We start from the raw sequence: 26,402 nt of genomic DNA, 5'->3' as shown, positions 1-26,402 counted from the left end.
CATGTTCCTTCAGGTCCTTTCGGATTCCAATTCGGGGAGCGTCACATGACCTCAGAGGAAAACGCCGACGTCTGCGTCCTCGGCGCCGGGCCGGCCGGCCTGTCGGCGGCGCTGCGGGCGGCCCGCCTGGGCGCCCGGACCGTGCTCGTCACCCGGGACGCGGTGGGCGGGATGGCCGCCGCCGAAGGCCCGGTCCCGGTCCGCGCGCTCGCGCAGGCGGCCCGGCTGCGCCGGGAGGCGCGGCACCTGCACCGCTATGGCATCGACGTCGGCGACAGCGTCCTGGACTTCCCCCGGCTGCTCGGCCGGGTCCGGGAGGTCGTGGCCGAGGTCGCCGAGCACTCCATGATGCGCGCCGAGCTTGCGGAAGCCGGCGTGATCATCGTCGAGCACGCCGGGACCGCCCGGTTCACCGATCCGCACACGATCGAAGCGGAGCCGGGGCTGCGCCTGCACTGCGACAAGGTCATCGTTTGTGCCGGTGGCACGAACCGGGTCCTGCCGGTGCCCGGCGCGGAGCTGGTGGGCTCCCAGCGCGACGCGTGGGCGGTGACTTCGGTGCCGGAATCCCTGCTGATGATCGGCGCCGGGGCGACGGGCGCGCAGGTGGCGTCGGTCTTCGCCGAGCTCGGCACCCGGGTCACGCTGTTCGAAGCAGGCCCGCGGATCCTCGCCACCGAGGACGAGGACGTCTCACGGGTCATGGCGGAAGCGTTCCGCGCCGCCGGCATCGACGTGCGCGAGGGCTTCGGCCGCATAGAACGGTTCGAAAAGGTCCCGGCCGGCGTACGGATGGTCTACGCAAAGGACGGCGTGGTGGAAACCGCCGAGGCGTCCCTGGCGGTCGCCGCGATCGGCTGGCTGGCCGACACGGCGGGTCTGAACCTGGGCGCCGCCGGCGTGGACACCAACGCGCGCGGTTACGTGCAGGTCGACGCCGAGCTGCGGACCAGCGCCGAGCACGTCTTCGCGGCCGGCGACGTCACGGGCCGCTTGATGCTGGTGCCCCACGCGGTGCAGGACGGCTACCTGGCCGCGACCAACGCGGTGACCGGCCGCGGCGCCCGGCTCAGCCCACCGGCCAACCCGATCGGCAGTTTCACCGACCCCGAGTACGCCCAGATCGGCCCCACCGAGGCGCAGGCCCGCCACGACCGCGACGTCGTCGTCGCCACCGAACACTTCGCCGACGTGGTGCGCCCGATCATCGACGGCCGCCCCGCCGGCTTCTGCAAACTCATCGTCGACACCACCACCCACCAGATGATCGCCTGCCACATCGTCGGCGAGCGCGCGGTGGAGATCGCCCAGGTAGCAGCGGTAGCCGTGGCCGCGGCGATGCCGGTGGAGCAGTTCATCCGGATCCCACTGTCCTTCCCGACCTACACCAACGTCCTCGGCCGCGCAGCCTTGAACGCCGCACGCCAACTCGGCGTATCCGACTTCTGGGACTAACTCTCAGGTCAGTGCGTTGACCGCGAAGGTCGAGCGTCTCCGCCGTTTGCGGCATTGCCCGCAGCCAGGAGTCTTACCTTCGTCGTGACCACCGTATCGCCGGGCCGGTGAGGGCAACGGGTCGTCCGAGCCTCGATCCCGTGGGAGATCAGGACAGCCGGAATGCCGGCGAGCGTGTGCGTTTCGATGCCAGGGCGGTCCGGACGCAGGCACTCAGCGTCAGGCGTACTGCGGTGATGGCGCATGGTGTCAGCTCTCGGTTCTTGCTTGCTGCCATGCCCGCTCGAACTCGTCCGCGCTGATCTCCCATTGTGCGAGATCGGGGTCGTGGAGATCGATCGGCGGGTTGAGGGGCCAATCGTCGGGGGTGCTCCTGGTTGCGGTGCCGTCGCGGTACACCTCGACCTGGCGCCGCCGGCGGCCGTCCGGGCCGAGTTCCTCCAAGTAGATGTGCGGCTCGTCGTCCCAGGGGCGCCTCAAGTACACGAGCTCCCGGCCGGCCAACGCGCCGTAACCGGGGCGGCCGCGTTGCGCCGTGCGCTGCTCTCGCAGACCGTCCAGGCCGGGCGGCATGGCCGGAGCGTCGATGTCCACCTCGTCCAGGTTGTCGTCGGCGAACTGCGCCACGATCTCCGGGTCCTCGACGACCTCCACCTCGGCGAACGTGTCGATGATCTGCTGTGCGGACCGGGCATGGATCCACCACCACAGGCCACCCATGCCGTAATCGTGGACTACGAGAAAACGCTCATTCACGCCCAGGATTGTGCACGATGCCGTAGTCGTGGATCTTGCGGTAGATGGTGGCCCGGGACATGCCCAGGGCCGCCGCCGCCTTCACCTTGTTGCCGTTCCAGTCCAGCAGGCTCCGGACTATCGCGTCCCGCTCCATGGCCTCCAACGGGCTCAGCAAGCGCCGACTGACCGTGCGGCACTCCGGGGGCAGGTCGGCCGGCAGGATGATGCCGCTTCGGCGATGTTGGACGATGTTGCGCAGGACCTGCCACAGCTGTTCCACGTTGCCCGGCCAGCTCGATCGGCTCAGCATCTGCATCGCCTCGGGGGAGCAGACCAGGCGGCCGTCCGGGACCAGCTTGCCCAGGAAGAACTGGACCAGGGCCGGCACGTCCTCCAAGTGGTAGCGCAGCGGCGGCAACTCCACCGTGGTCGGGAAGAAGCGCAGCAGGTCGGCCAGCTCCGGAACGGCCTGGTGGAAGGTCACCGCGATCCACAGCGACCCCGGCGCCTCCTCGACCAGGCGGCACAGCGTGCGCAGACTTGCGCGCCCCGCCTTGTCGGCGTGCTGGATGACCAGGGTGCCCTCGCCTTCCTGGAGCTCCCGCCGGATATCGTTCAGCCAGGTGCGGCCGGCGGCGTCGACCACCGCGAAGTGCGCGCCGGGCTCGTGGATCGCCCGGACCAGGGCCAGTTTTCCCACGCCGGGCTCGCCTTCCAGCGCCAGCCACTCACCCGCCGCGTAGGCCGCCCGCACCTGCTGACATCCCCGCAGCCACAGGCCGCCGGCGCCGACCAGGTTGGGCAGGAATCGGACCGGGGCCGGCACCGTCGTACCCGTACGCCGCTCGGCGATTTTGACGTGGACCACGCCGCCGGAGACGGGTACCGGGCGGCAGAACAGCCGGGCCTTCACGCCGCTGGGCAGCTCCACCACTGTCGGCGCCGTCGGGTTTCGGCCCGACAACGTCTCGGCCGCCTCGGCCAGCAGCACCGCTTGTTCGGCGAAGTCGAGGGCGTGCCGCGCGTTGTCGTTCATCATCACGACGTCGTCGTTCAGGGCGAAGACGATTCCCGCCGTACGCCGGCAGGTGCGCAGATATTCCTGGAGCAACGCCAGCTCGCGGACCCCGCTGTCGGCCAGCATGGCCTGCTGGATCTGCCCGGCCGTCGACTTGGCCAGCGCCAGCAGCAGCGGATCCGCGTCCCGGCGCCAGCATGTCAGGTCGACCGCACCCACCGTCTTCCCCGTGATCGGGTGGTGGATCGGCACGCCCGCGCACGCCAGGTCCTCCAGGTGCTCCGCGTAGTGCTCGTGCCCGAACACATGCATCGGCCGGCCGCCTTCGAGCGCCGTTCCGATGCCGTTCGTTCCCACGTATTCCTCGGCGTAGCTGAAACCCGGGGCCAGGTTGACCTTGTCCAGGTGGGCGTCGAGGTCGCGGCCCGCGTCGAGGCGGGTCAGCACCAGGCCGGTCGGGTCGGTCAGGATGATGCTGACAGGCTGGCCGTCCAGGTGTTCGCGCAGGTGTCGCAGCACGGGCAGCGCGCTGCGGGTCAGCGGCGTGTCCACGTCGGGATCGCGCTGGTAGGGCAGGGCTATGTGGTCGGCGGCCACGTTCCATCGCCGGGACCGCCACCACGAGGCCAGGATCGCGTCCCGTACGCCATGGGGGTCGATCTCTTCGGTGGTGAGGAACTGCTCTCGCGTCTTGGCCAGTTCGGGCGGGTCGGGTTGCTGAGACATGGGGTCCCCCTGTCCCGGGGAGACGCTCGTTACGTACACGTTACGCGAGGGGTCCAGGGGACCTGTCTCATGTTGAGACCCCGATTCCCCGATCGCGCGATGGACTCGGGTCATGGAGGAGACGTTCAACCCGTGGACTGTCGTGAACGTCGTTTTTCACCATCTGGCTGCGCAGGGCCTGCACCCCACGCTGGGTGGCGCTGATCCGGGCGCGCCGGCCGCCGAGCTTCTGCGCGCGCTGGGCATCCAGCCCGCCGCCGAGGGCGACCGTCAGGTCGGCGAGCGGTCCAGGGCGCACCTGGCGGAACTGCGGGCGGCGGTGCTCGGGGAGCCGCCTGACTCAATGTGAGACCGCGAGGTGTGCGGACCTGTGAAAGGAACTTTGAAGACAAAGCCACAGGTGAGGAGTTGACTCATGAGTCGGCAGAGCGTGGCCAGGGCTCATCAGAAGATCCAGGAGCTGTCCTGGGAACCGATGTACCACACGCCGGTCTCGCACTACGGAACTGACTACACGTTCCGCAAGGCACAGAAGAAGGACCCGCTCAAGCAGGTGCTGCGGTCCTACTTCCCGATGCAGGAGGAGAAGGACCACCGGGTCTACGGCGCCTCCGACGGCGCGATCCGCGGCAACATGTTCCGCCAGGTGCAGGAGCGCTGGCTGGAGTGGCAGAAGCTGTTCCTCTCGATCATCCCGCTGCCGGAGATCTCGGCCGCGCGGGCCATGCCGCTGCTGTTCCGCAACGTGCCCAACCCGGAGCTGCACAACGGCCAGGCCATTCAGATGATCGACGAGGTACGGCACTCGACGATCCAGCAGAACCTCAAGCGCCTGTACATGAACAACTACATCGACCCGGCCGGCTTCAACTCGAGCCTGCGCAACTTCCAGAACGACTACTGCGGCACGATCGGCCGCCAGTTCGCCGAGGGTTTCATCACCGGCGACGCGATCACCGCGGCCAGCATCTACCTGACCATCGTGGCCGAGACGGCGTTCACCAACACGCTGTTCGTGGCCATGCCGGCCGAGGCCGCCGCCAACGGCGACTACCTGCTGCCGACCGTCTTCCACTCGGTGCAGTCGGACGAGTCGCGGCACATCAGCAACGGCTACGCCACCCTGCTCATGGCGCTGGCCGACGAGGGCAACCATCAACTGCTGGAGCGCGATCTGCGGTACGCCTGGTGGAACAACCACCGCGTGGTCGACGCCGCGATCGGCACCTTCATCGAGTACGGCACGAAGGACCGCCGCAAGGACCGCGAGTCGTACGCCGAGATGTGGCGCCGCTGGATCTACGACGACTACTACCGCAGCTACCTGGTGCCGCTGGAGAAGTACGGCCTGGTGATCCCGCACGACCTCATCGAGGAGGCGTGGAACCAGATCTGGAACAAGGGCTACGTGCACGAGGTGGCCCAGTTCTTCGCCACCGGCTGGCTGGCCAACTACTGGCGGATCGACCCGATGACCGACAAGGACTTCGAGTGGTTCGAGTACAAGTACCCGGGCTGGTACGACCGCTATGGCAAGTGGTGGGAGAACTACAACCGGTTGAGTACGCCCAATGGGCACCACCCGATCGTCGCCGAGGACGTGGACTACCAGTACCCGCACCGCTGCTGGACCTGCATGGTCCCGTGCCTGGTCCGTGAGGACATGGTCATGGCCGAGGTCGACGGCCAGTGGCGCACCTACTGCCACGAGGCCTGCCGCTGGACCGACGCCGAGGCGTTCCGCCCGGTCTACCAGGGCCGCAACACCCCGAACATGGGCCAGCTGATCGGTTCCCGCGAGTGGGAGACCCTCTACCACGGCTGGAACTGGGCCGACGTCGTGCAGGACATGGGCTTCGTCCGTGACGACGGCAAGACCATGGTCGCGCAGCCGCACCTGAACCTCGACGACCCCAAGAAGATGTGGACGCTGGAGCACCTGCGCCGCATGCCGAACCTGCAAAGCCCGAACGTGCTGCTCAACCAGATGACCGACGAGGAGCGCGCCGCGTTCCACGCCTCCTACGTGCGGGGCGGCCCCGCCGGACGTTTCGCCCGGCCGGAATAGAACATGGGCGACAAGCACCGGGTGAGGTTCGAGCCCGTCGGCATCGAGATCGAGGTCGACGAGGAGCAGACCGTGCTGCGCCAGGCGTCCGAGCAGGGGCTGATGCTCATGCACGGGTGCAAGGAGGGCCAGTGCGCGGCCTGCAAGTCGTTCGTGCTCGACGGCGACGACATCGAGCTCGACCGCTACTCCACGTTCGCGCTGCCCGACTACGAGAAGGAGGAGGGCTTCACCCTGCTGTGCCGGGCGCACGTGTACGAGGACGTGACGATCGAGCTGCTGAACTTCGACGAGGAGATGATCCGCTCGGGGCTGCCCATCGTGAACGCGGTGGCCGAGGTCGTGTCGATCGGGAAAGTGACACACGACCTCCGCCACCTCGTGCTCAAGCTCATCGAGCCCTCCGAGATCACCTTCTTCCCGGGGCAGTACATGGACATCAAGGTGCCCGGTACGGAGGTGACGCGCTCCTTCTCCATGGCGAGCACCAACGGCCGGGAGCTCGAGTTCGTCATCAAGGTCTACCCGGACGGGGTCTTCTCGTCCTTCCTCGACGGGCAGCTGACGACCGGAGACAGGCTGGAGCTGACCGGGCCGTTCGGCGTCTTCACGCTCCGGGACGCCCCGGATCGCGACCTGATCTTCGTCGGCGGCGGGGCCGGGCTGGCCCCGATCCTCGGGTTGCTGCGATCGATGGCCGAGCGCGGAATCGATCGCAAAGCAGTGTTCTACTACGGCGCCCGTACGGCCAAGGATCTTTGCTTCGTCTCCGAGATCGAAGCGCTCAAGGAGAAGCTGCCCGGTTTCCGGTTCGTGCCCGCCCTCTCCGAACCCGCCGAGGGCGAGTCGTGGGACGGCGAGGTCGGCTTCATCACCGACGTGCTCAAGCGGTACGAGGCCGATCTGAGCGGCGCACACGCGTACCTCTGCGGACCCCCGCCGATGGTCGAGGCGGCCATGCCGTTGCTCGCCTCGCTGGGCACGCCCGAGAAGCACATCTACTACGACAAGTTCACGACCACAGGTGGGGAGGACTGATGACGACCGCGACGGAACGCAGCGTTCCCAAGCCCGTCTTCACCGACGCCGAGGCCGGCGCCAAGGAGTTCCCGGACTCGACCGCGCGCAAGTTCAACTACTACAGCCCGCAGAAGCGCAAGCAGACCCACTACGAGGACGTCACGGTCGAGGTGCAGCCGGATCCGCGGCACTACCTCTCCCAGGGCTGGCTCTACGGTTTCGCCGACGGCCGGGGCGGCTATCCGCTGGACTGGACCGTGCTGAAGGCCTGGGGCAGCGACCGTCCGGTTCCCGAGCGCGGTCCCGGCTCGGGCGGCAAGGGCTACGACTGGCCGGCGCACGGCTGGCACGAGTTCCGCGACCCCAACGAGGAGTGGGAGCTCTCGCTGTACCGGTACAACGCCAACGTCGTACGCCAAGTGAACGCGAACGTCGAAGCGGCCAAGCAGGCCAAGGCGTTCGAGCAGTGGTCGCCGAACTGGACCCGCTTCGTCAGCCAGCACGTCGGCGCCTGGATGCACGTCGACCACGGCCTGGGCCTCTACCTGTTCGCGAACGCCAACCGGCGCGGCCCGACCAACATGCACAACACCGCGATCGCGGTGAACAGCATGCACCTGATCCGCGCCGCCCAGGACCTCGCGCTCTACCAGCTCACGCTGAGCGAGGAGGTCGAGGGCTTCGACGGGACCGCGCATCTGGAGGCCTGGAACGCCGACCCGGCCTGGCAGGGCGTGCGCGAGGTGGCCGAGCGGCTGACCGCGATCGACGACTGGGGCGAGGCCATCTTCGCGGCCAACGTGGTCTTCCAGCCGTTGATCGGCGAGCTGTTCCGCAGCCAGCTGGTCATGCAGGCGGCCCCGCGCAACGGCGACTTCGTCACCCCGACGATCGTCGGCGCCGAGGAGTTCGACTTCTCCGAGCGCGACCTGCGCTACACGAAGGCGCTGTACGAGCTGCTCACCAACGACCGCGAGTTCGCCGAGCACAACTGCCGGATCCTCAACGGCTGGCTCGCCAACTGGGTCGGGCTGACCGTGCCGGCCGCCCGCGCCCTGCAACCGCTGTGGTCGCAGCCGGACGCCAAGCCGGTCCGCTTCGAGGACGCGTTCGACCGGGTCAAGAGCCGCTTCGCCGGCATCGCCGAGGACCTGGGCCTGGAGATCCCGAAGGAGCTGGAGCGATGACGCAGCAGTTCAAGGTCGCGGAGAGCCCGTTCAAGTCGGACAACACGCCTTCGAACATGTGCGGCTTCACGCTGATGAACAACCAGATCGGCGTGGTGGTGGCCGAGGTCATGAAGAGCAAGCCGGGTGTACGGGTGACGCCGCTGCCCTCGATGATCCGCGTGGACGCCACGAACCGGATGGACGTGGTCTACGACGAGGTCTCCGAGGCGCTGGGGGAGGAGCCGGGCTTCTTCGACATGGCCCAGTTCGAGGAGAGCATGTCCACCCACTACGGCCGCATGATCCACGAGGACGACCGGACGATCATGTTCGCCAACCCCGAGGACGCCGCGGAGTACATCGGATTTGACCTCAAGCCGGGGAGGTAAACGTGTACGAGAAGGACGGGGAGAAGTACTTCGTCGTCGACAGCCACATGCATTACTGGAGCGCCGGGCCGGACAACTGGGTGCCGGGCGCCGAGAAGTACGCCAAGGGCTGGATCGAGTGCTTCCACGCCTACCAGAGCCTCGCGCCGGAGTCGACGCACTGGCCGATCGAGAAGTTCATGAGCTACACCGAGGACGACCTGATGAAGGACGTCTTCACCGATGGGTACGTCGATGTGGCCGTGTTCCAGCCGACGTATCTGACCGAGTGGTACCGCGAGGGCTTCAACACCACCGAGCGCAACGCGGCGCTCGGCGCCAAGCACCCCGGCAAGTTCATCGCGAACACCCGCTGGGACCCGCGTGACGGCGACGACGGGCTCAAGCGGCTCGCTGAAAACGTCGACCGTTACGGCAGCATCGGCGTGAAGCTCTACACGGCCGAGTGGAACAACGGCTCGCGCGGCTGGACGCTGAAGGACCCGGGGGCGTACCGCTATCTCGAGAAGTGCCAGGAGCTCGGGATCAAGAACATCCACGTGCACAAGGGCCCGACCATCTGGCCCCTGGACAAGGACGCCTTCGACGTCTCGGACGTCGACCACGCGGCGACCGACTTCCCCGAGCTGAACTTCATCGTCGAGCACGTCGGCCTGCCCCGCATCGAGGACTTCTGCTTCATGGCGACGCAGGAGCCGAACGTGTACGCCGGGCTGTCGGTGGTGATCGGCGGGCTGATGCACGCGCGGCCGCGGTTCTTCGCCAAGGTGATGGGCGAGCTGCTGTTCTGGGTCGGCGAGGACAAGATGACCTTCGGCAGCGACTACGGCATCTGGGAGCCGAAGTGGCAGATCGAGGGCTTCGTCGACTGGGACTACCCGGGTGACGAGTTCTCCGACTACCCGCGGGTGACCACGGCGACCAAGAAGAAGATCCTGGGGCTCAATGCGGCCCGCCTGTACGGGATCGAGGTGCCGGCCGAACTCCGGTTGCCCGACGAGGAGCCCGCGTCCCGGGACGCCTCGGTCGGGGTCAGCTCCGCGTCGCCGGCCGCCTCCCTCGGGGGATGACCACCGCCGTGACGGGGTCGCGCATCCTGGCCGCGCTGGCCGAGGTGCGCGATCCCGAGCTGGACGAGCCGATCACCGTGCTGGGCTTCGTGGCGTCCGCCTCCGTGGTCGACGGCGTGGCCGAGGTGCACCTGCGACTGCCCACCTACTTCTGCGCGCCCAACTTCGCGTACTTGATGGTGGCCGACGCTTACGACCAGGTCTCCGCGCTGGACGAGGTCGTTGCCGCCAAGATCATCTTGGACGATCACTTCGCCGCTGAGGCGATCAACGAGGGGGTCGCGGCCCGGGCCGGATTCGTGGGCTCCTTCGGTGATGAAGCCGTGGACGAGCTTGATCATTTGCGCGGGGATTTTCTGCGCAAATCGGTCATGGCGGGCACGGACGTCGTGTGCCGGCCGCTCGTCGCCGCCGGAGCGACGCCCGCCGATCTGGCCACCGTCGTGCTCGGTGGCGTGCCGCACTCCCCGGCGCTGGCCCGGCTCCGCCGGCGGCGCCGTGAGCTCGGGCTGCCCGCCGGCGACGGCGCGCCGCTGCTGATCGACCCGGCGACCGGTGAGGCCGTGGGCGTGGACGGCGTGCCGCTGCACCTGCGCAAGGCCCGGCTCACCCGGACCAGCCTCGACGCCAACACCTCCATCTGCCGCGGCATGCTGCGGCACCGCTACCCGGCTTCGTCTGAGGAGACCTGATGGCCAAGGAACTGCGATTCGGCGCGGACGCGCGGACCCTGCTGCTCAACGGCGTCGACAAGCTGGCCGAGGCGGTCAAGTCGACGCTCGGGCCCAAGGGCCGCAACGTCATCCTCGAGAAGATCACCGGCTCGCCCGTGGTCACCAACGACGGCGTGACCATCGCCCGGGAGATCCACCTGAAGAACCAGTTCGAGAACATGGGCGCCCAGCTGGTCAAGGAAGCGGCCATCAAGACGAACGACGTCGTGGGCGACGGCACGACCACGGCCACGGTGCTGGCCCAGGCGATCGTGCGGGAGGGCATGAGCGCGATCGGGTCGGGCGCCAACCCCGTACTGGTGAAGCGAGGGGTTGACCTGGCCGTTGAACGTCTGGTTGAGCGTTTGCGCTCGGTCGCGCGTGAAGTGAACACCGAAGAGGAGCTTTCGCGCGTGGCCGCGATCTCGGCCAACGACGACGACACGGTCGGCGCGGTCATCGCCAAGGCGCTGCACACTGTGGGCGACGAGGGGATCGTCACGGTCGAGGAGTCGCCGCTGAACGGGATGAGCGTCGACTTCGTCGAGGGCTTCGAGTTCGACAACGGCTACCTGTCGCCCTACATGGTCACCGACCCGGCCCGGCTCACGGCGGTCGTCGACGACCCGTACATCCTGCTCAGCAGCGAGAAGATCACCAAGGTCCAGCAGCTCATGCCCCTGCTCGACAAGATCATGCGGGCGCCCCGGCCGCTGATCATCATCGCCGAGAACGTCGAGGGCACCGCCCTGTCGATGCTCACCCACAACCACGTCAACGGCGTGTTCACCTGTGTCGCGGTGCGCGCACCCGGCTTCGGCGACCGCCGCCTGCACAAGCTCGAGGACATCGCCGCGATCACCGGCGGCGCCGTGCACAGCCGCCACTCCGGCTTCACCCTCGAGACCATGACGCTCGACCAGCTGGGCCGGGCCACGCAGGTGCGGGTCGACGCCGAGCACACCGCCATCATCGGCGGCGGCGGCTCGACCGAGGCCGTCGCGTTCCGGCTCACCCAGATGCGGGCCGAGCTGGAAAGGGCCACCTTCGGCGCCGACGAGGACGTGCTGACCGAGCGCATCGGCGCCCTCTCCGGCAAGGTCGCCCTGATCAAAGTCGGGGCGCCGACCAACACCGAGCTCAAGGAGCTGCAGCACCGGGTGGAGGACGCGCTGTCGGCGACCCGGGCCGCCATGGCCGAGGGCATCGTCGCCGGCGGGGGAGCGGCCCTGCTGCACGCCCAGGACGCGGTGGACGGCATGGACCTCAAGGACGACTACGGCATCGGCGTCGAGATCGTGCGGCGAGCGCTGACCGAGCCGGCCTTCCTGATCGCCACCAACGCCGGATATTCGGGCGCCGAGACCGTCGCCCGCATCGCCGAGCTCGGCCGCGACGACGGCTTCGAGGCCCTGCAGGGCCGCTACGGCAACATGATCGAGATGGGCGTGGTCGACCCGCTGCGGGTGGTCCGCTCGGCCCTGGAGAACGGCGCGTCGGTGGCCGGCCTGCTGCTCACCACCAACACCCTGGTCGCCGAGGAACAGACGCCGTGGGGCGGCAGTCCCGCCCTGATGACCGAGATCGGCGAGCTCGACGAGGGCCTGCGCCAGCCGTCGCCCGACTCGAGCACCCCGCAGTCGCTGGGCCTGGGACCGTCGGTCGGCTAGGAGAATGGCACCGGTCGCCTCCTCCGACCTGCGGGTGCTGCTGTCGAGGGGCCGGGTCCGCGGCACGATCGCGCTGCTGGGCCCGGCCTTCGTCGCCGCGGTGGCCTATGTGGACCCGGGGAACTTCGCCACCAACTTCACGGCGGGCGCCAAGTTCGGCTACACCCTGATCTGGGTGATCGTCGCCGCCAACCTGACGGCCATGCTCGTGCAGTACCTGTCGGCCAAGGCCGGCGTGGCCACCGGCCGCGACCTGCCCGAGCTGTGCCGTTCTCATTTTCCGCGGCCGGTGTCCCGTGGCCTGTGGATGCAGGCCGAAATCGTAGCCATGGCAACGGATCTGGCCGAGTTCGTGGGCGCGGCCATCGGCCTGTACCTGCTTTTCGGCGTGCCGCTGTTCCCGGCCGGCCTGATCACGGCGGTGGTCGCCTTCGCCATCCTGGCCTTGGAACAGCGCGGCTATCGCCGCTTCGAACTGGCCATCATCGGCCTGCTCGGCATAGTCCTGCTGGGTTTCCTGTACGACCTCCTGGTCGTCGGCGCCTCGCCCGCCGGCATCGCCGCGGGCCTGATCCCCCGCCTGGCCGGCGGCGACAGCGTGCTCCTGGTCTGCGGCATCATCGGCGCCACAGTCATGCCGCACGTGGTGTACCTGCACTCGGCCCTGACCAAGTCGAGGGTCGCCTGCAAGGACGACGCCGAACGGGCCGAGCTGCTCCGCTTCCAGCGCCTGGACGTCCTGATCGGCCTGGGCGCGGCCGGCCTGATCAACCTGTCGATGCTGGTCGTGGCGGCGTCCCTGTTCCACGACAACGGCGTCCCCTTCGCCGAGGGCGACGCCATCCAGTCGGCCCACGACGGCTTGGCCACGATGGTCGGCGGCGGCGCCGCCCTGGCCTTCGCGGTCGCCCTGCTGGCCTCAGGCCTGTCGTCGTCCAGCGTGGGCACCTACGCGGGCCAGATCGTGATGCAGGGCTTCATCCGCCGCCGCATCCCTTTGTTCATCCGCCGAGCGGTGACGATGGCCCCCGCGCTGGTCGTCCTGGGCTTGGGCTTGCCACCCACCGACAGCCTGGTCATCTCTCAGGTGGTCCTGTCGTTCGGCATCCCGTTCGCCCTGATCCCGCTGCTGCTACTGACCCGCCGCCAAGACATCATGGGCGTCTTCGTCAACAACCGCGCCACCAACGCGGCCGCCGCCACCGCCGCCGCCCTGATCATCGGCCTCAACGCCTACTTGCTGCTGGAGACCTTCATCCTCTGACCGGCGGCCTACTTCACCATGCGGAAATGTGGGTGCTTGAGCCATGCGCTGAGGAATTCCACGTCGACGACGTGATAGGAGTTCTGGTTCTCTCGTGCCAGCGGCCCGGAAGCGTCGCGATCAGCGCCCGGGAGCGGTCGTCGCTTCCTTCGTATGGGCCCGGCACCGGAAGCATCCCGTCGAGGGAGATCAAGCCGTGGTGGCGCCGGACGACCTCCACCGCCAGCGTGGACAGGACGCGGTGATCGTCCCGCCATGACGATCATCGTATTCGGGCGACGCCGTCAGGCGGCTATCACGCCGGCCAGGCCGAAGAGGGTCATTACCAGGCTGCTCAGGAACAGGGCCGGGTTGTGGGCTCCCCACCAGCGGATGCGGCCCCGGGCGCAGCCCGGGACCTCGTCGATGCGGACCACGCGCAGGGCGACGGCGTTCAGCACGGCGACCAGGATTCCCAGCAGGCCCAGCCGGAGGACCAGGGCGGCCACCTCGCCGAACGTCGTCGCTTCCATACGGTCATCTCACTCGCCGTGCGGGCGGGATGGTGTCTCAGTGTGAGACAGCTTCAGCGGGCGATGTAGCCGCCGTCGACGAACAGCTCGGCGCCCGTGATGAACGAGGCGTCGTCGCTGACCAGGAAGGCGATGGCCGAGGCGATCTCCTCGGGGCGGCCGACGCGGCCGAGCGGGGTGGTGGCGATGTACGGGGCCTGGTCGGTGTCGCCCATCATCGGGGTCTCGATGAAGCCGGGGTGCACGCTGTTGACGCGGATGCCCAGGGGCGCCCATTCGATGGCGATGTTCTTCGTCAGCGTACGGACGGCGCCTTTCGCCGCGTGGTAGGCGGGGGATACGCCGAAGCCGCCGGAGGCGCCGAAGATGGAGCTGGTGTTGACGACCGCGCCGTGCGATGACGCCTTCAGCAGCGGGGCGAACGCCTTCGTACCCAGGAAAACGCTCGTCTGTGTCACCGCGACGATCTTCTCGTAGAGCGCGAGCGACGTCTCCTCGAGAGTGTCGGCGTGACCCATCCCGGCGTTGTTGACCAGGATGTCGAGGCCGCCGAACTTCTCCTTCACCGTCTCCACGGCCGCGGTCCAGGCCGCCTCGTCGGTCACGTCGAGGTGCAGGAAGAGCGCCTCGCCGCCGTTCTTCTCGATCTCGGTGGCCACCTCGGCGCCGAGGCCGTCCTGCACGTCGGCGACGACGACGTTCGCACCTTCGCTCGCGAGCCGCAGGGCCGTCTGCTTGCCGATGCCGCTCGCGCCGCCGGTGACGAGCGCGGTCCTGCCATCCAGTCGAGCCATGATCGTTCCTTCCCGAAAACCTGTTGATACTTAAACGATACGTCTCGTATAGGTTTCAGGATCCTGTGATCTGCGCCTCTGGGGAAGAATGGCGGTATGCCGGCAGGAGGAGCCCGCCCTGGAGCGGGCCGCAAGCGTGACCCCGAAGCCCATCGGGCCGTTCTGACCGCGGCCGAGGAGTTGCTGAACGAGGTCGGCTACCACCGCGTCACCATGGAGCGGATCGCCGAGCGCTCCGGCGTCGCCAAGATGACCCTCTACCGCTGGTGGCCCAACAAGGCCGCGGTGGTCACGGACGCCGTACGCACGCGCCTCGCGCCGACTGCCGTTCCCGACACCGGAGACATCGCGGCCGACGCTTTGGCGCAACTGGAGGCTTTACTGCAAACCCTTACGCTGTACGGGGATGCCAGCGTGGTCGCCGGGGCGATGAGCTCCCGGGGTGAGGCCGGCCTGGCCGACCTGCGCGACATCCTGCACCCCTGGTTCGAGGGCCTGGTCACGATCCTCGACCGCGCGGTGGCAACGGGAAAGCTGCCGCCCGACTTCCCCGTCCACCTGACCGCCCAGGCCTGGCTGGGCTACGTCATCTACCGCGTGGTGTTCCTTCAGGAGGTTGTCGGGGCAGACAACCTCCGGGTTCTCGTCAAGCAGTCACTAGCGGCTTGAGCGCCTGGCCGACCGCCGTCACCACGCCGGGGCGGTGGCCGTTGCGGATCAGGTTGATGCAGATGCCGTCGATGCCGGCGCCCAGCACCTTCTCCTGGATCTTCTCGGCGACCTGGGCCGGGCTGCCGACGAAGGCGCGGGCGCGGCGGGCGTCGTCGAGGGTCGCGTCGAGCTCCTTGACCTCCTGATCGGTCTCGCCGACGACGCCGGTGGCCAGGAAGCTGGTGGCCAGCGTGGCCGGGTCGCGGCCGATCTCCTCGCAGCGCTGCCGGAGCACGGAGACCTTGCGGGGCAGGTCGTCCAGGTCGCAGATGATGTTCATGTGGTCGGCGAAGCGGGCGGCCAGGCGGAACGTCTTCTGCTCGCCGGCGCCGCCCAGCATGATCGGGATCGTGCGCAGCCGCGGGTGGTTCATGGCGCCGCGCGCCGTGTACCACTTGCCCTCGACTGTGGGTTCTTCGCCGCGCAGCATGGGCGCGATGATGGTCAGCGCCTCCTCGAGCCGCTCGAAGCGTTGCCCGAAGGTGCCGAACTCGAAGCCGAAGTCGTGGTGCTCCCGCTCGAACCAGCCGGCGCCGATGCCGAGGATGGCCCGGCCCTTCGCGATCACGTCCAGGGTGGTCACGGTCTTCGCCAGCAAGGCTGGGTTCCGGTACGTGTTACCGGTGACCAGGGTCGAGAGCTGCACCGTCGACGTCGAGGCGGCGAGCGCGCCCAGGGTCGTGTAGGCCTCCATCATCGGGTTGTCCGGCGTGTTGATGCCGGGCAGTTGGTAGAAGTGGTCCATCACCAGCACGGTGTCGAAGCCGGACGCCTCGGCCTCCCGGGCCTGGGCGGCGACGGTGTCGAAGAGGTTCTCGACGGGCACGCCGGGATAGGTGAAGTTGGGGATCTGGTAGCCGAGCCGGATGGTCACGATGTCTCCCGGAGCGCATGAGATGTAAGAGGGCTCTCACTTGGTAATGTAAGAGGCCCCTTACATGGAGGCAACCGTGACGCGCTATCACCACGGCGATCTCCGGGCCGCCCTGGTCGAGGCGAGCTTCGAGGTGCTGGCCGAGTGCGGATTGCAGCGCTTCTCGGTGGCGGCGGTGGCCCGGCGCATAGGCGTGAGCACCGCCGCGCCGTACAGGCATTTCCCCGACCGCGCCCATCTTCTGAGCGCCGTCTCGGCGGCGGCCGCGCGCGACCTGCGTACGGCAATCGAAGCCGTTGTCTTTGAAACAGAGGAACCCGGAGCCCGGATGGCGGCGGTGGCCGGCGCCTACGTGCGCTATGTGGGGCGGACGGGCGCCGGGATGAGCGTCATTTTCGCGGCGGAGTTGTACGAGGTGGCCGACGACGCGCGCCGCTCGGAGACGCGGGCGCTGATGACGACGCTGCTCGACCTGGCGTCGGCGGCGGCCGGCTATCCGGCGGCGACCCGGCTGCTCGAGGCGACGCTCGCGGTGGCGCACGGCTACGTGTCGCTGTTCGCCGAGGGGTTCTTCGCGCTCAAGGACCGCCCACTCGACGAGATCGCCGACCGGGCGACCGAAGCCGCATTGACACTTGTCGATTGATGGGTGGATGATGGCGGCTCGATGGCCGTCGTGGGGGCCTTTGTTCTGTTCTGAAGGGCTACCCCATGTCCCGCGTGTTCGTCTTCCTCGCCGTCGTGATCCTTGCCGTCGCCGGCTTGTCGCAGCCGGCCTCGGCCGCCGCGAAAACGGTTTACATTCCTGCTTCGTGGAAGAGCACCGGCGAGGTGCCGTGGAGTCAGGACCGCACGCGGGAGTCGGCCAACTTCATCCTGCTGTGGGGCGAGAAGTCGGGCACGAACCCGGTCAGCGCGCCCTCGCCGTACAACTTCGACCCGGACAACATCCTGTCCCAGCTCGAATCGCTGTACGCGTACTACGTGAACACGATGAAGTTCACGCCGGAGACGGGTGCGCTCGCGACGTACAAAATCGATGTCATAGTCACCCAGACCTGGAACCGCGCCGAACTGAACGCGTGGGCGACCGGCGGCAGCGCCGACGGCAAGGTCGGCGTCATCAACATCGCGCCGGCCGCGGCCCTGCCCGGATCGTGGGGGCTGGCCCACGAGCTCGGCCACGTGTTCCAGAACCTGACGTTCCTGGGACGGCCGGGGTACGGCTTCACCGACGCCTCCGCCGGCACGTTCTGGGAGGCGAGCGCCGAATACATGGCCATGCAGGTCTATCCGGACGGTGGCGCCGGCGACCTGACCCGCTTCCTGCGCACCGAGAACCTGGCCTACTCGTCGAGCCGGCACCACTACGGCGCCTGGATGCTCATCCAATATCTGGTCGACCGCAACGGCGGCGTGTCCATCTTCAACCGGCTGTGGAACGAGGCGCGCGGCGGCGAGCACCCGCTCGAGACCTATCGGCGTCTGATGGGATATAGCCAGCAGCAGCTGAACACGGACCTCGCCGGCTACGCCCAGCGCCAGGTGACCTACGACTACACGAACAAGAGCCACTTCCAGCGCTTCGTGGACACGGTCTACGGCGCGGGATTCATCAACGCCTACAACGGGGTGCCGGTGCAGGCGGTCGGCAACCACTACGCGATCCCGGCCGCGCTGGCGCCTTCCGACTACGGCTACAACAAAATCAAGCTCGTGCCGTCGGGCTCGACCGTGCGGATGCGCTTCAAGGGCCACGTCAACGCGGCCGCCGGATCGGGCTGGAGCTACGGGTTCGTCGCGGTGAACAACGGCGTGCCGCGCTACGGGCCGGTGTCGACGGCGGCGGACGGGCAGATCTCGTTCACGCTCCAGGGCGGGGAGCGGGAGCTCTACCTGGTCGTGCTGGGGGCGCCCGCGGCGGTCCATCACTACGGCTTCCTCGACGGATACACCAGGAACTATCACTATCCGTACGAGTTTGCCCTCGCCGGCGCCGTGCCTTCGGGTTTCGAGCCCGGATATACGAAACCGGCCGCGACGGGCGGCGGGCACTGGCACAGCAACGGCGGCGGCTGGGTCGACAACCGGGCCGCGGTGGCCTCGACCGCCTACGTGGGCCCGCGCGCGGCCGTCTACGGCTCCAGCACCGTCAGCGGCAACGCCCGCATCGAGGGCCTGGCGTGGGTGAACTCCGGCGCCCGCGTCAGCGGCAACGCGGTGGTGAAGGACAACGCCCTCATCCAGGGCGGGGCCAACCTCTCCGGCTCCGTCGTCGTGGGCGGTGACGCGGAGCTGGCCTCGGCCTGCGGCGCGGGCACCTACCTACTGTTCGACCCCAACCGGGGTTGCGACGGCCGCGCCGGCGAAACCGACGTCAACCCGGCCGTCACGCCCTTCACCGACGCCGAGATCGCCCTCAGCTGACCAGGGGGCCGGTGACCCGCAGCAGATGCCGCCGGACGTGCTCGGCGGGACTGCCGTCGTGGCCGCCCATGCCCCAGGTGATGAGGGCGCCGTTGTAGGCGGCGTGGATCGCCTCCGCCGTCTCGCGGCCGGCGTGGTCGCCGTTCAGCTCGCCCGCGGCCGCGGCGGCCCGGAGCACCGCGGCGATGGCGTTCTCGACCCCGGCCGCGTACTGCCGGGTGACCTCCTGGAATTCCGGAACCGAGAGGTCCATGAGCAGGAACGCGAGGTGGTTGGCGAACTCGGCCGCGTTCCGGACGGTGCCCGCCATCGCCACCAAGGCGTCGATCAGCGCCGCCAAGGGCCGCTCGGCGGCCTGTGCGGCGGCGAGGCGGGCCGGCACGGCCTCGGCGGCGTCGCGGGCGAGGGCCAGCAGCAGCCTGTCCTTCGAGCCGAACCGGCGCAGCAGCGCGGCCGCCGTCAGCCCGGCCCGGTCGCCGATCTGCGCGAGCGTGACGTTGGCGGGGCCGGTGTGCGCGACCGCGTCGGCCGCGGCGGCGAGGATGGCGGCGTCGGAGACGGTCCGCGGTCGAGCCATGGCTGCACGATAGCGGGTCGCCCGCATTAGTAAATCGTGGTTCACTAACCCCGTGCAGACTTTGACAGACACCGTCGCCCTGGTGGCTGGGGCCACCCGTGGGGCCGGGCGGGGCATCGCCGTGGAACTCGGCGCCGCGGGCGCCCGGGTCTACGTCACCGGGCGCAGTTGGAGGAACGGGCGGTCGGACATGGACCGGCCCGAGACGATCGAGGAGACCGCCGAACTGGTCACCGCGGCCGGCGGGCAGGGCATCGCCGTGCGCTGCGACCACAGCGACGAGCGCCAGGTGGCGGAGCTGATGCGCCGCGTCGGCGACGAGCAGGGGCGGCTCGACGTGCTGATCAACGACATCTGGGGCGGTGACCCGCTGACCGAGTGGGGCACACCGTTCTGGCAGCTCGACCTGGCCAAGCTCCGGGCCATGTGGGACCGCGCGGTGCTGACCCATCTCATCACCAGCCGGCACGCCGTCCCGCTCATGATGCGGCATCGGGCCGGGCTGATCGTCGAGGTGACCGACGGGCTCGGCCGGGAGTACCGCGGCAACCTCGCCTACGACCTGGCCAAGACCGCCGTCAACCGCATCGCGCTGGCCCAGGCCGAGGAGCTGCGCGAGCACGGGATCACCGCCCTGGCCGTCACGCCGGGCTTCCTGCGCTCCGAGGCGATGCTCGACATCTTCGGCGTCACCGAGGACAACTGGCGCGACGGGGGCGAGCGTGATCCCCACTTCCTGGCCTCCGAGACGCCGCGCTACATCGGGCGCGCGATCAGCGCGCTCGCCGCCGATCCGAAGGTCGCCGACCGCGCGGGTGAGGTCCTCACCTCGTGGGATCTCGCCGAGCATTACGGCCTGTACGACGTCGACGGGCGCCGCCCGAACTGGGCCCGCCACATCGGATAGCCGTGGTTCTCCCGCGCTTCGCCGACATCCGGCCGGCCGCGGTGCTGCCGTGCGCCACGGCCGCCGACGTCGCCGCCGCCCTCGCCACGGCACGACGGCAACGCCTTCCCCTGGCTGTCCGCGGCGGCGGCCACTGCTTCGCCGGACGGTCCAGCACCACCGGCGTCCTGATCGACACGACACCCATGGCCGGGGTACGGCTCGACGGCCACCGTGCCGTCATCGGCGCCGGCACGCGCCTCGCCGAGGTCTACGACCGGCTCGCCGCGCACGGCCGCGCCCTCCCGGCCGGGTGCGGCCCCACCGTCGGGATCACCGGACTGACGCTCGGCGGCGGACTCGGGATCCTCGGCCGCCAGTACGGCCTGACCTGCGACAGCCTCCTCGCGGCGACAATGGTCCGCGCCGACGGCCGGACGGTCGAAGCGGACGACGACCTGCTGTGGGCGCTACGGGGCGGCGGCGCGCCCGGCGTGGTCACCTCCCTCACCTTCGCCACCGTGCCCGCGCCCTCCCGCACGGCCTTCCGGTTCGGCTATCCCGCCGCCGGCGCCGCCGACCTCCTCGACGCCTGGCAGCACGCGCTGCCCGGTCTCGACGAGGCGACCGCACCCAGCCTCACCGTCACCGTCGCGGGCGAGTCCCCGCGCGTCACTGTCTTCGGTGCCGCGCCCGACGACGGCGCCGTCGTCCTCCTGCGCCGCCGGCTCGGGCAGCGGCCGAGCGCGGACGACCGGCACCACGGTTCCCTGCCGGTCGTCAAACGGTGGCTGGCCGGGCCGGAGAGCGCCGATCCGCGCTTCGCCCATCTGCACTCGGAGTTCTTCCGCACCACGGTTCCCGCGCCGGAGCTGCTCGAACGGCTCACCGCAGACCGGCGGCCCGGCGAGGAACGCGAGCTCGACTTCACCCCTTGGGGCGGCGCCTACAACCGGCCGCCGGCCGGCGCGACCGCGTTCCCGCACCGCGACGCACGATTCCTGCTCAAACAGACCGCCACCGTACGGGCCGGCCGGCGCCCCGGGCCGTGGCTGGACGACTCGTACGCGCTGACCCACCCCTACGGCACGGGCGGCGCCTATCCCAACTTTCCCGAGCCCGGTCTCGGCGCCGAGGCGTACTACCTGGCCAACACCGACCGGCTTCGGCGGCTTCATGCCGCGTACGACCCCGAAGGCGTGTTCCGCCATGAGACCCGTCCGCCGGGTGGCGGGAAAGTTCCGCCGCCCGGCGCTCGAAATCGGGGCCGCCGGACCTGAGGATGGTCGAAACATCTCCGTAACAAATGGGGGTCCTCGTGACGACCGTTCTGCCGCCTCCACCCTTCGATCCCGAGCTGGCCGCCGCGCTGGACGTGATCCGACAGCAGCTGCCGTCCGCGCTGACCGCCGAGATGATCCAGCCGATGCGCGAAGGCAGCGTGATGGCCGACCTCACCGACGAGCAGCTGGCCCGCGACGGCGCCTTCACCGTCGACCGCCGCCTCGTGCCCGGCCCGGCCGGCGACCCCGACATCGAGCTGCTCATTCTGACGCCGGCCGGCGCCGGAACCGCGCTGCCCGGCCTCTACCACACCCACGGCGGCGGCATGGTCGTCGGCAACAACCGCTCCGGCGTCGACGCGCTGCAGGACTGGGCCACCGAGGTTCCCGCCGTCATCGTGTCGGTCGAGTACCGGCTCGCCCCCGAACACCCGCACCCGGCCCCGGTCGAGGACTGCTACGCCGGCCTGGTCTGGACCGCCGCCCACGCCGGCGAGCTCGGCATCGACCCGGCCCAGCTCGTCATCGCCGGCGCCAGCGCGGGCGGCGGCCTGGCCGCGGCGGTGGCCCTCATGGCTCGCGACCGGGGCGGCCCCACCCTGGCCGGCCAGATGCTGCTCTGCCCGATGATCGACGACCGTAACGACACCCCGTCGGCCGTGCAGATGGCCGGCCTGGGCGTCTGGGACCGCACCGCCAACGACACCGGCTGGACGGCGCTGCTGGGCGACGCCCGCGGCGGCCCGGACGTGTCCCCGTACGCCGCCCCCGCCCGCGCCACCGACCTCTCCGGCCTGCCCCCGGCCTTCATCGACGTCGGCTCGGCCGAGACCTTCCGCGACGAGGACGTCGCCTACGCCGGCCGCATCTGGCAGGCCGGCGGCCGAGCCGAGCTGCACGTCTGGCCCGGCGGCTTCCACGGTTTCGACGGCCTGGCCCCACAGGCCGCCATCTCCCAGGAGGCCCGGGCCGCCCGCCTGCGCTGGCTCAAGCGCCTCCTCGGCGCCTAGCCACCACCGGTGACGCGAGGGAGGATGACGAGGTGAAGGACCTCGCCGTCCGGCTGGCCGCCCTCGACCCCGACGCGGGGGCGGCCCTGCGCGTCATCGCCTACTTCGACCGTCTCGTCGAGGAACGCGCCGGGCTGCGGGCCATCGTCCGCGGCGCGGCCGTCCTGGCCGGCTGCCCGGCCCGCCTGCGCGACGACGAGCGCCACGTCAGCGTCCGCGTCGAGCCGGACGGCTCCTCCACGACCGCTGGCGAAGCTCCGGACGAAGCCTGGATGTCGGCGCCGATCGACGCCGCCGCCACGCTGACCCTGGAACGCCCCGGCACCCCCGGCGAGATCGAGGCGATGGTCCTCGAACGGGCCGCGGCGGCTGCCCGCACGGTCCTCGACCGCACCCGGGGCCACGCCTCCCGCACCGACCCCGCCTCCGCCGAGCTCGTCGTGGATCGCGAGGCCCCCGAGTCCCTGCGTCTCCGAGCAGCGGCCCGCCTAGGTTTCCAGCCCACCGATTGTGTACGAGCCGTCGCGCTCGACAACGGCACTCCACGTCTCCTCCATGCCGAGTCCGCGCCGGACGTCGCCGGGCGAGCCGGAATCGGTCCCGCCGTCACGGTCAAGGACCTGCCGGACTCCTGGGATGCCGCGCGCATCGCCCTGCGTTTCACCGCGGAGGGCGACGAGCGGGACCCCGGCCGTCGCATCGTCCACGCCGATCAGCTCGGCGGACTGGTCCTGCTGGCCTCGGCGATCCTGCCCGGCGCCGAGCCGCACCCCGACCTGCGCGCCCTCGAAAGGGCCGCCGCCGCGGCGCCCTGGATGCTCAGCACCCTCGACGCTGTCGCCGAGGCCGCCAGCCTGCGCGCGGCCGCCTCCGCACTGCGCGTGCACCACTCCACCCTGCAGGACCGCCTCGCCCACTCCCACCCTTTGCTCGGCTGGGATCCGCGCGACCCCCAAGGCCGCCTGCGCCTCCAGGTGGCCTTGGCGATGCGCCGCCTTCACCGCAACCCACCCCTCTGACGGCGCCTGCCGTCGCATCTCGTCCTAGCCGCGCCCGCCGTTGCGCCTCGCCGCGACCGTGCCCGCCGTCGCGCCTCGTCCTGGCCGCGCCCGCGGTTGTGCCTCGTCTTGGCCGCGCCCGCGGTTGTGCCTCGTCTTGGCCGCGCCCGCGGTTGTGCCTCGTCTTGGCCGCGCCCGCCGTCGCGCCCTCGCCGTGCCCGCGCCCGCCGTTGCGCCTCGCGGCGGCCGCGCCGCGGTTGTGCCTCGCCGTGCCCGCGCCGCGGTTGTGCCTCGCCGTGCCCGCGCGCGCCGTTGTGCCTCGCCGTGCCCGCGCGCGCCGTCGCGCCCTCGCCGTGCCCGCGCCCGCCGTCGCGCCCTCGCCGTGCCCGCGTCCGCGGTTGTGCCTTGCCGTGACCGCGCGCGCCGTTGCGCCTCGTCCCTGCCGCGCGCGCCCTTGCGCCTCGACGTGCCCGCGCGCCCTTGCGCTTCGTCCTGGACGCGCGCGCCGTTGCGCCCCGCCCCGATCGCGATCATCGTCCGCCAGCGTCGCCGATCGGACGCGCGGGCGCAGACGCGCTTTCCGCGGAGGGGCCGCGTGGCGGTGGAGGGGCGTGGCGGTGGAGGGCCGTGGCGCGGTGGAAGGGCGTGGCGCGGCGGAGGGCGTGACGCCTTAGGGGACGGCGCGGTGGAGGGCGTGGTGCGGTGGCGGGGCGTGACGCCTTAGGGGACGGCGCGGTGATGGGTGGGGGAGTGCGGCGCCGGTGCGGCGTGTCAGTGGAGGCCGGCGTCCTCGGCGGCGGACATCAGGGCGACCGCGGTGTCGATCAGCTCGTTCAGCGACGACAGGGCCGACGGCAGCGTGACGTAGACGTGGTCCACTCCTACCTTGGCCAGGGCTTCGATTTCCTCGACGATCTTCGGGATCGCCGGGGTGGTGGCCACGCCGAGCTGGAAGACGCATGTGATGGCGGAACGGTCGCGGCCCTCGGCGGCGGCCATGTCGCGCAGGCGGGTCAGGGTCTCGCCGACCTGGTCGGCCGGTGTGGCTGTGGGAAGCCAGCCGTCGGCTCGGCGGGCGATGCGGCGCAGGGCGGGCTCGCCGCGGCCACCGAGGACGATCGGGATGCGGCGTACCGGTTTCGGGTTGATACGGGATGGTTTGATGGCGTATCGGCCGTTGTCGAACGACACCGGGTCGGGGCCCCAGACCGCCTCGGCCACGTCGAGGAACTCGTCCAGCGCCGCTCCCCGCTCGGTCAGCGGGCGCGGGGCGGTGGCCTCGAACTCGTCGATCGACCAGCCCGCGCCGAGGCCGGCGATCAGGCGGCCGCCGCTGGCGGTGTCGAGGGCCGCCAGCGTCTTGGCCAGGCGGACCGGCAGGTGCAGGGGCGGCACCAGGACCCCGGTGCCGAGCTCCGCCCGTGACGTCACGGCGGCCGCCATCGACAGCGTGACCAGCGGATCCGTCGTGTAGCCGTACCTGTCCGGCCACGGCACGCCCGGAATTCCGTACAACCCGTGGGGTCCGCTCTGGTCTTGCGGTGTCAGCACTCTTTCGTACGCCCAGAGGCTGTCGAAGCCGATCCGCTCCGCCTCCCGGGCGAACGCCGTCACGTCGTGCGCGAGGTCGTACGTGGTGGTCTGCGGCAGGTTCACACCCAGTTTCACCGGGCCCACCCTACCGTCCACTCCGGACGCAGCACTGAAAAGCGGCCGGGAGGGTATACAGCGGTGGTGGGAGATCTCGTGGACGCGCCGATCCTCGCCGCGATCGCGGGCGGCTTCGGCTCCAGCAGCCGGGTGCCGGGGCTCGCGGCCGATCTGCTGGTGAGCGATCTCGACGGCTGGATTCCCGCGGAAAGCCTGGCCGCCGACGGTGTCGGGGTGCTGCTCGAGGCGGGCCGGCGGCGGTGGCCGGCGGCGGCGCCGCACGTGTCGGCGGCGCTCATGTGGAAGGCGTACTCCTATTGGCTCGGGATTCCGGCGATCTTCGGCTGGGTGGCGGCGCGCCGGGTGCCTCATCTCACGATGGCGCAGGTGCTGGTGCGTTTCGACGACCGGTACGCGCCGGCCCGGCTCGGGCTGCGCGAGGACGTGCCGGTGTCGGTGCTGCCGGGCGATCCGCTGGCCGGGAGCGGGGAGCCGCGGGTCTGCGTGGCCGGTGACGAGGGTGCGCTGCTGGCGACCCTGCGCCGGACGCTGCTCGACGAGCATGTCACGCCCCTGCTCGACACGGTCCTGGGTGCGACCCGGGTCAGTCGCCGCCTGCTGCTGGGGTCTCTCTCGGCCGGGGTCGCCCACGCGGCCCAGCGAGCCTCCGTCGTGGCCGGGATGCCGCCGGGGGAGATGACCGGTCAGGTGTTGCGGACGCTCGGCGTGGAGGGGCTGGTCGAGTGGAACGCCGAGCGGGTCCGCCGCCGGACCTGTTGTCTCGCGTTCACGATCCCGCATCAGCGTCTGTGTGCCGACTGTTCGATCCGCTGACGCTGAACCGGACATGGGAGCGCTCCCGTATGGGTACGTGGGAGGCATGCTCATGGCGCTGTTGCTGGATCTCGCGAACATTCTCGGTGGGTTGCTGCTGGCCGCGGCGCTGCTGCGGCAGATTCCGCGCGTCGGCGGCGGGATCGGTGGCTTCGCCGGCAAAGTCGGGCCGTGGGGCTGGATCGTCGGCGTCGTGGCCCTGGTCGCCGGCGGGTATTACCTGCTGGTGCACCTGTTCGACGGGCCGCACGTCTTCCACTTCGAAGTGGTCGGCATCGCCGTCGGCGTGGCCCTGCTGTGGGACCGCCTGACCGGCCGCAAACCCGTCGAACCGGGCACCGCGCCGTTCGGGCGGGGGCTGCTGCTGGCGATCTTCGGCATCATCGCGATTGTCGTCGGCCTCCAGGGCCTGGTAACGCCGGACTGATCGGGCCTGGTCGCAGCCTTGATCAATCACCGCCGCAAAGTGGGGCGAAACCGGGCACATTCCCCGCCCGGGCGTACTGAGAACAACGTCACGATCGCCCTTCGGGGCTTTGCCGAGGG

26 protein-coding genes and 1 pseudogene are annotated in these 26,402 nt (G+C 70.1%); 19 read left to right on the top strand and 8 right to left on the bottom strand.

Going from position 1 to position 26,402, the window contains the following annotated elements:
* Positions 1-45: 45 nt before the first annotated feature.
* Positions 46-1,455: a dihydrolipoyl dehydrogenase family protein gene (locus CRP55_RS37720; RefSeq protein ID WP_097326785.1), complete on the top strand. Its 1,410-nt coding sequence runs from the start codon at positions 46-48 to the stop codon at positions 1,453-1,455.
* Positions 1,456-1,704: 249 nt separating this feature from the next.
* Here CRP55_RS37720 and CRP55_RS37715 read toward each other — a convergent pair whose 3' ends face one another.
* Together CRP55_RS37715 and CRP55_RS37710 are read right to left on the bottom strand one after the other, a co-directional pair.
* Entirely contained in the window at positions 1,705-2,211 is a 507-nt protein-coding gene (locus tag CRP55_RS37715; RefSeq protein ID WP_245923630.1) for a hypothetical protein, read from the bottom strand.
* The gene (locus CRP55_RS37710) at positions 2,204-3,937 is read right to left on the bottom strand and encodes a sigma-54-dependent Fis family transcriptional regulator (RefSeq protein ID WP_097326783.1); all 1,734 of its coding nucleotides are present in this window, start codon (positions 3,935-3,937) and stop codon (positions 2,204-2,206) included. The genes CRP55_RS37715 and CRP55_RS37710 overlap by 8 nt, the downstream gene beginning before the upstream one ends.
* Positions 3,938-4,049: 112 nt before the next feature.
* Here CRP55_RS37710 and CRP55_RS37705 point away from each other — a divergent pair, with 112 nt between their 5' ends.
* The 9 genes from CRP55_RS37705 to CRP55_RS37665 all read left to right on the top strand — a co-directional run bounded on the left by CRP55_RS37705 (position 4,050) and on the right by CRP55_RS37665 (position 13,300).
* Positions 4,050-4,286 (top strand): hypothetical protein, encoded by a 237-nt coding sequence (locus CRP55_RS37705; protein WP_097326782.1) that lies wholly within the window; start codon positions 4,050-4,052, stop codon positions 4,284-4,286.
* A 66-nt stretch (positions 4,287-4,352) separates the two neighbouring features.
* Entirely contained in the window at positions 4,353-6,005 is a 1,653-nt protein-coding gene (locus CRP55_RS37700; protein WP_097326781.1) for a ferritin family protein, read from the top strand.
* Positions 6,006-6,026: 21 nt separating this feature from the next.
* Positions 6,027-7,043 (top strand): FAD-binding oxidoreductase, encoded by a 1,017-nt coding sequence (locus tag CRP55_RS37695; protein ID WP_245923629.1) that lies wholly within the window; start codon positions 6,027-6,029, stop codon positions 7,041-7,043.
* Positions 7,043-8,212, top strand: a complete 1,170-nt coding sequence (locus CRP55_RS37690) for a ferritin family protein (protein ID WP_097326779.1) — start codon at positions 7,043-7,045, stop codon at positions 8,210-8,212. The genes CRP55_RS37695 and CRP55_RS37690 overlap by 1 nt, the downstream gene beginning before the upstream one ends.
* Positions 8,209-8,583: a propane 2-monooxygenase effector subunit MimD gene (mimD, locus tag CRP55_RS37685; RefSeq protein WP_097326778.1), complete on the top strand. Its 375-nt coding sequence runs from the start codon at positions 8,209-8,211 to the stop codon at positions 8,581-8,583. The genes CRP55_RS37690 and mimD overlap by 4 nt, the downstream gene beginning before the upstream one ends.
* A 2-nt stretch (positions 8,584-8,585) precedes the next feature.
* On the top strand, positions 8,586-9,653 hold the full coding sequence (locus CRP55_RS37680) for an amidohydrolase family protein (RefSeq protein WP_097326777.1): 1,068 nt from the start codon (positions 8,586-8,588) through the stop codon (positions 9,651-9,653).
* A complete protein-coding gene (locus CRP55_RS37675; protein ID WP_097326776.1) occupies positions 9,650-10,345 on the top strand; it encodes an iron-sulfur cluster assembly protein in 696 nt (231 codons plus the stop codon). Before CRP55_RS37680 ends, CRP55_RS37675 begins: the two co-directional genes overlap by 4 nt.
* Complete coding sequence (groL, locus tag CRP55_RS37670) at positions 10,345-12,036, top strand: chaperonin GroEL (RefSeq protein ID WP_097326775.1); 1,692 nt, start codon at positions 10,345-10,347, stop codon at positions 12,034-12,036. The genes CRP55_RS37675 and groL overlap by 1 nt, the downstream gene beginning before the upstream one ends.
* A 4-nt stretch (positions 12,037-12,040) precedes the next feature.
* Positions 12,041-13,300, top strand: a complete 1,260-nt coding sequence (locus tag CRP55_RS37665) for an Nramp family divalent metal transporter (RefSeq protein ID WP_097326774.1) — start codon at positions 12,041-12,043, stop codon at positions 13,298-13,300.
* An 8-nt stretch (positions 13,301-13,308) separates the two neighbouring features.
* Here the strand turns inward: CRP55_RS37665 and CRP55_RS56355 are convergent.
* The 3 genes and pseudogenes from CRP55_RS56355 to CRP55_RS37655 all read right to left on the bottom strand — a co-directional run.
* A pseudogene (locus tag CRP55_RS56355) lies at positions 13,309-13,541 on the bottom strand (DUF6368 family protein); the annotation flags it as partial.
* A 43-nt stretch (positions 13,542-13,584) separates the two neighbouring features.
* A complete protein-coding gene (locus CRP55_RS37660; protein ID WP_097326773.1) occupies positions 13,585-13,812 on the bottom strand; it encodes a hypothetical protein in 228 nt (75 codons plus the stop codon).
* Positions 13,813-13,865: 53 nt separating this feature from the next.
* Positions 13,866-14,606 carry an SDR family NAD(P)-dependent oxidoreductase gene (locus CRP55_RS37655; RefSeq protein ID WP_097326772.1) on the bottom strand — a complete coding sequence of 247 codons (741 nt, stop codon included), beginning with the start codon at positions 14,604-14,606 and terminating at the stop codon, positions 13,866-13,868.
* Between the two features lie 96 nt (positions 14,607-14,702).
* Here CRP55_RS37655 and CRP55_RS37650 point away from each other — a divergent pair, with 96 nt between their 5' ends.
* Complete coding sequence (locus CRP55_RS37650) at positions 14,703-15,275, top strand: TetR/AcrR family transcriptional regulator (protein WP_097326771.1); 573 nt, start codon at positions 14,703-14,705, stop codon at positions 15,273-15,275.
* On the opposite strand, the gene CRP55_RS37645 is transcribed toward CRP55_RS37650, so the two are convergent.
* A complete protein-coding gene (locus CRP55_RS37645; RefSeq protein ID WP_097326770.1) occupies positions 15,253-16,191 on the bottom strand; it encodes an LLM class F420-dependent oxidoreductase in 939 nt (312 codons plus the stop codon). The two genes, CRP55_RS37650 and CRP55_RS37645, sit on opposite strands and share 23 nt — an antisense overlap.
* Before the next feature lie 76 nt (positions 16,192-16,267).
* Here CRP55_RS37645 and CRP55_RS37640 point away from each other — a divergent pair, with 76 nt between their 5' ends.
* Both CRP55_RS37640 and CRP55_RS37635 read left to right on the top strand, forming a co-directional pair.
* The gene (locus CRP55_RS37640; RefSeq protein WP_245923628.1) at positions 16,268-16,837 is read left to right on the top strand and encodes a TetR/AcrR family transcriptional regulator; all 570 of its coding nucleotides are present in this window, start codon (positions 16,268-16,270) and stop codon (positions 16,835-16,837) included.
* A gap of 65 nt (positions 16,838-16,902) precedes the next feature.
* A complete protein-coding gene (locus CRP55_RS37635) occupies positions 16,903-18,618 on the top strand; it encodes a DUF6055 domain-containing protein (RefSeq protein WP_097326768.1) in 1,716 nt (571 codons plus the stop codon).
* Here the strand turns inward: CRP55_RS37635 and CRP55_RS52445 are convergent.
* Positions 18,611-19,195, bottom strand: coding sequence for a TetR family transcriptional regulator (locus CRP55_RS52445; RefSeq protein ID WP_179855498.1), 585 nt, complete (start codon positions 19,193-19,195; stop codon positions 18,611-18,613). The two genes, CRP55_RS37635 and CRP55_RS52445, sit on opposite strands and share 8 nt — an antisense overlap.
* 52 nt (positions 19,196-19,247) lie before the next feature.
* Here CRP55_RS52445 and CRP55_RS37625 point away from each other — a divergent pair, with 52 nt between their 5' ends.
* Genes CRP55_RS37625 through CRP55_RS37610 form a run of 4 tightly spaced genes read left to right on the top strand, consistent with a single transcriptional unit; the run spans position 19,248 to position 23,393 of the window.
* A complete protein-coding gene (locus CRP55_RS37625; RefSeq protein WP_218854806.1) occupies positions 19,248-20,102 on the top strand; it encodes an SDR family oxidoreductase in 855 nt (284 codons plus the stop codon).
* A gap of 2 nt (positions 20,103-20,104) precedes the next feature.
* Complete coding sequence (locus tag CRP55_RS37620) at positions 20,105-21,361, top strand: FAD-binding oxidoreductase (protein WP_179855497.1); 1,257 nt, start codon at positions 20,105-20,107, stop codon at positions 21,359-21,361.
* Positions 21,362-21,399: 38 nt separating this feature from the next.
* Positions 21,400-22,374: an alpha/beta hydrolase gene (locus CRP55_RS37615; protein ID WP_218854805.1), complete on the top strand. Its 975-nt coding sequence runs from the start codon at positions 21,400-21,402 to the stop codon at positions 22,372-22,374.
* Between the two features lie 32 nt (positions 22,375-22,406).
* The gene (locus CRP55_RS37610) at positions 22,407-23,393 is read left to right on the top strand and encodes a helix-turn-helix domain-containing protein (protein WP_097326765.1); all 987 of its coding nucleotides are present in this window, start codon (positions 22,407-22,409) and stop codon (positions 23,391-23,393) included.
* A 750-nt stretch (positions 23,394-24,143) separates the two neighbouring features.
* Here CRP55_RS37610 and CRP55_RS37605 read toward each other — a convergent pair.
* The gene (locus tag CRP55_RS37605; protein ID WP_097326851.1) at positions 24,144-25,040 is read right to left on the bottom strand and encodes an LLM class F420-dependent oxidoreductase; all 897 of its coding nucleotides are present in this window, start codon (positions 25,038-25,040) and stop codon (positions 24,144-24,146) included.
* A 66-nt stretch (positions 25,041-25,106) separates the two neighbouring features.
* Here CRP55_RS37605 and CRP55_RS37600 point away from each other — a divergent pair, with 66 nt between their 5' ends.
* Both CRP55_RS37600 and CRP55_RS37595 read left to right on the top strand, forming a co-directional pair.
* Positions 25,107-25,856, top strand: coding sequence for a (2Fe-2S)-binding protein (locus CRP55_RS37600; protein WP_245923627.1), 750 nt, complete (start codon positions 25,107-25,109; stop codon positions 25,854-25,856).
* A 52-nt stretch (positions 25,857-25,908) separates the two neighbouring features.
* Positions 25,909-26,283: a hypothetical protein gene (locus CRP55_RS37595; protein WP_245923626.1), complete on the top strand. Its 375-nt coding sequence runs from the start codon at positions 25,909-25,911 to the stop codon at positions 26,281-26,283.
* Positions 26,284-26,402 lie beyond the last annotated feature (119 nt).

This window comes from Paractinoplanes atraurantiacus (assembly GCF_900215205.1).
Classification (GTDB): Bacteria; Actinomycetota; Actinomycetes; order Mycobacteriales; family Micromonosporaceae; genus Actinoplanes; species Actinoplanes atraurantiacus.
This window is presented reverse-complemented; position numbering and strand designations above follow the sequence as displayed.

Excerpts from the sequence above, each read along its gene's own strand:
- CRP55_RS37710 (WP_097326783.1), bottom strand. The coding sequence starts at position 3,937 with ATGTCTCAGCAACCCGACCCGCCCGAACTGGCCAAGACGCGAGAGCAG.
- CRP55_RS37655 (WP_097326772.1), bottom strand. The coding sequence starts at position 14,606 with ATGGCTCGACTGGATGGCAGGACCGCGCTCGTCACCGGCGGCGCGAGC.
- CRP55_RS37700 (WP_097326781.1), top strand. The coding sequence starts at position 4,353 with ATGAGTCGGCAGAGCGTGGCCAGGGCTCATCAGAAGATCCAGGAGCTG.
- CRP55_RS37635 (WP_097326768.1), top strand. The coding sequence starts at position 16,903 with ATGTCCCGCGTGTTCGTCTTCCTCGCCGTCGTGATCCTTGCCGTCGCC.
- CRP55_RS37650 (WP_097326771.1), top strand. The coding sequence starts at position 14,703 with ATGCCGGCAGGAGGAGCCCGCCCTGGAGCGGGCCGCAAGCGTGACCCC.
- CRP55_RS52445 (WP_179855498.1), bottom strand. The coding sequence starts at position 19,195 with ATGGCTCGACCGCGGACCGTCTCCGACGCCGCCATCCTCGCCGCCGCG.
- CRP55_RS37675 (WP_097326776.1), top strand. The coding sequence starts at position 9,650 with ATGACCACCGCCGTGACGGGGTCGCGCATCCTGGCCGCGCTGGCCGAG.
- mimD (WP_097326778.1), top strand. The coding sequence starts at position 8,209 with ATGACGCAGCAGTTCAAGGTCGCGGAGAGCCCGTTCAAGTCGGACAAC.
- CRP55_RS37595 (WP_245923626.1), top strand. The coding sequence starts at position 25,909 with ATGGCGCTGTTGCTGGATCTCGCGAACATTCTCGGTGGGTTGCTGCTG.
- CRP55_RS37660 (WP_097326773.1), bottom strand. The coding sequence starts at position 13,812 with ATGGAAGCGACGACGTTCGGCGAGGTGGCCGCCCTGGTCCTCCGGCTG.
- CRP55_RS37690 (WP_097326779.1), top strand. The coding sequence starts at position 7,043 with ATGACGACCGCGACGGAACGCAGCGTTCCCAAGCCCGTCTTCACCGAC.
- CRP55_RS37720 (WP_097326785.1), top strand. The coding sequence starts at position 46 with ATGACCTCAGAGGAAAACGCCGACGTCTGCGTCCTCGGCGCCGGGCCG.
- CRP55_RS37705 (WP_097326782.1), top strand. The coding sequence starts at position 4,050 with ATGGAGGAGACGTTCAACCCGTGGACTGTCGTGAACGTCGTTTTTCAC.
- groL (WP_097326775.1), top strand. The coding sequence starts at position 10,345 with ATGGCCAAGGAACTGCGATTCGGCGCGGACGCGCGGACCCTGCTGCTC.
- CRP55_RS37665 (WP_097326774.1), top strand. The coding sequence starts at position 12,041 with ATGGCACCGGTCGCCTCCTCCGACCTGCGGGTGCTGCTGTCGAGGGGC.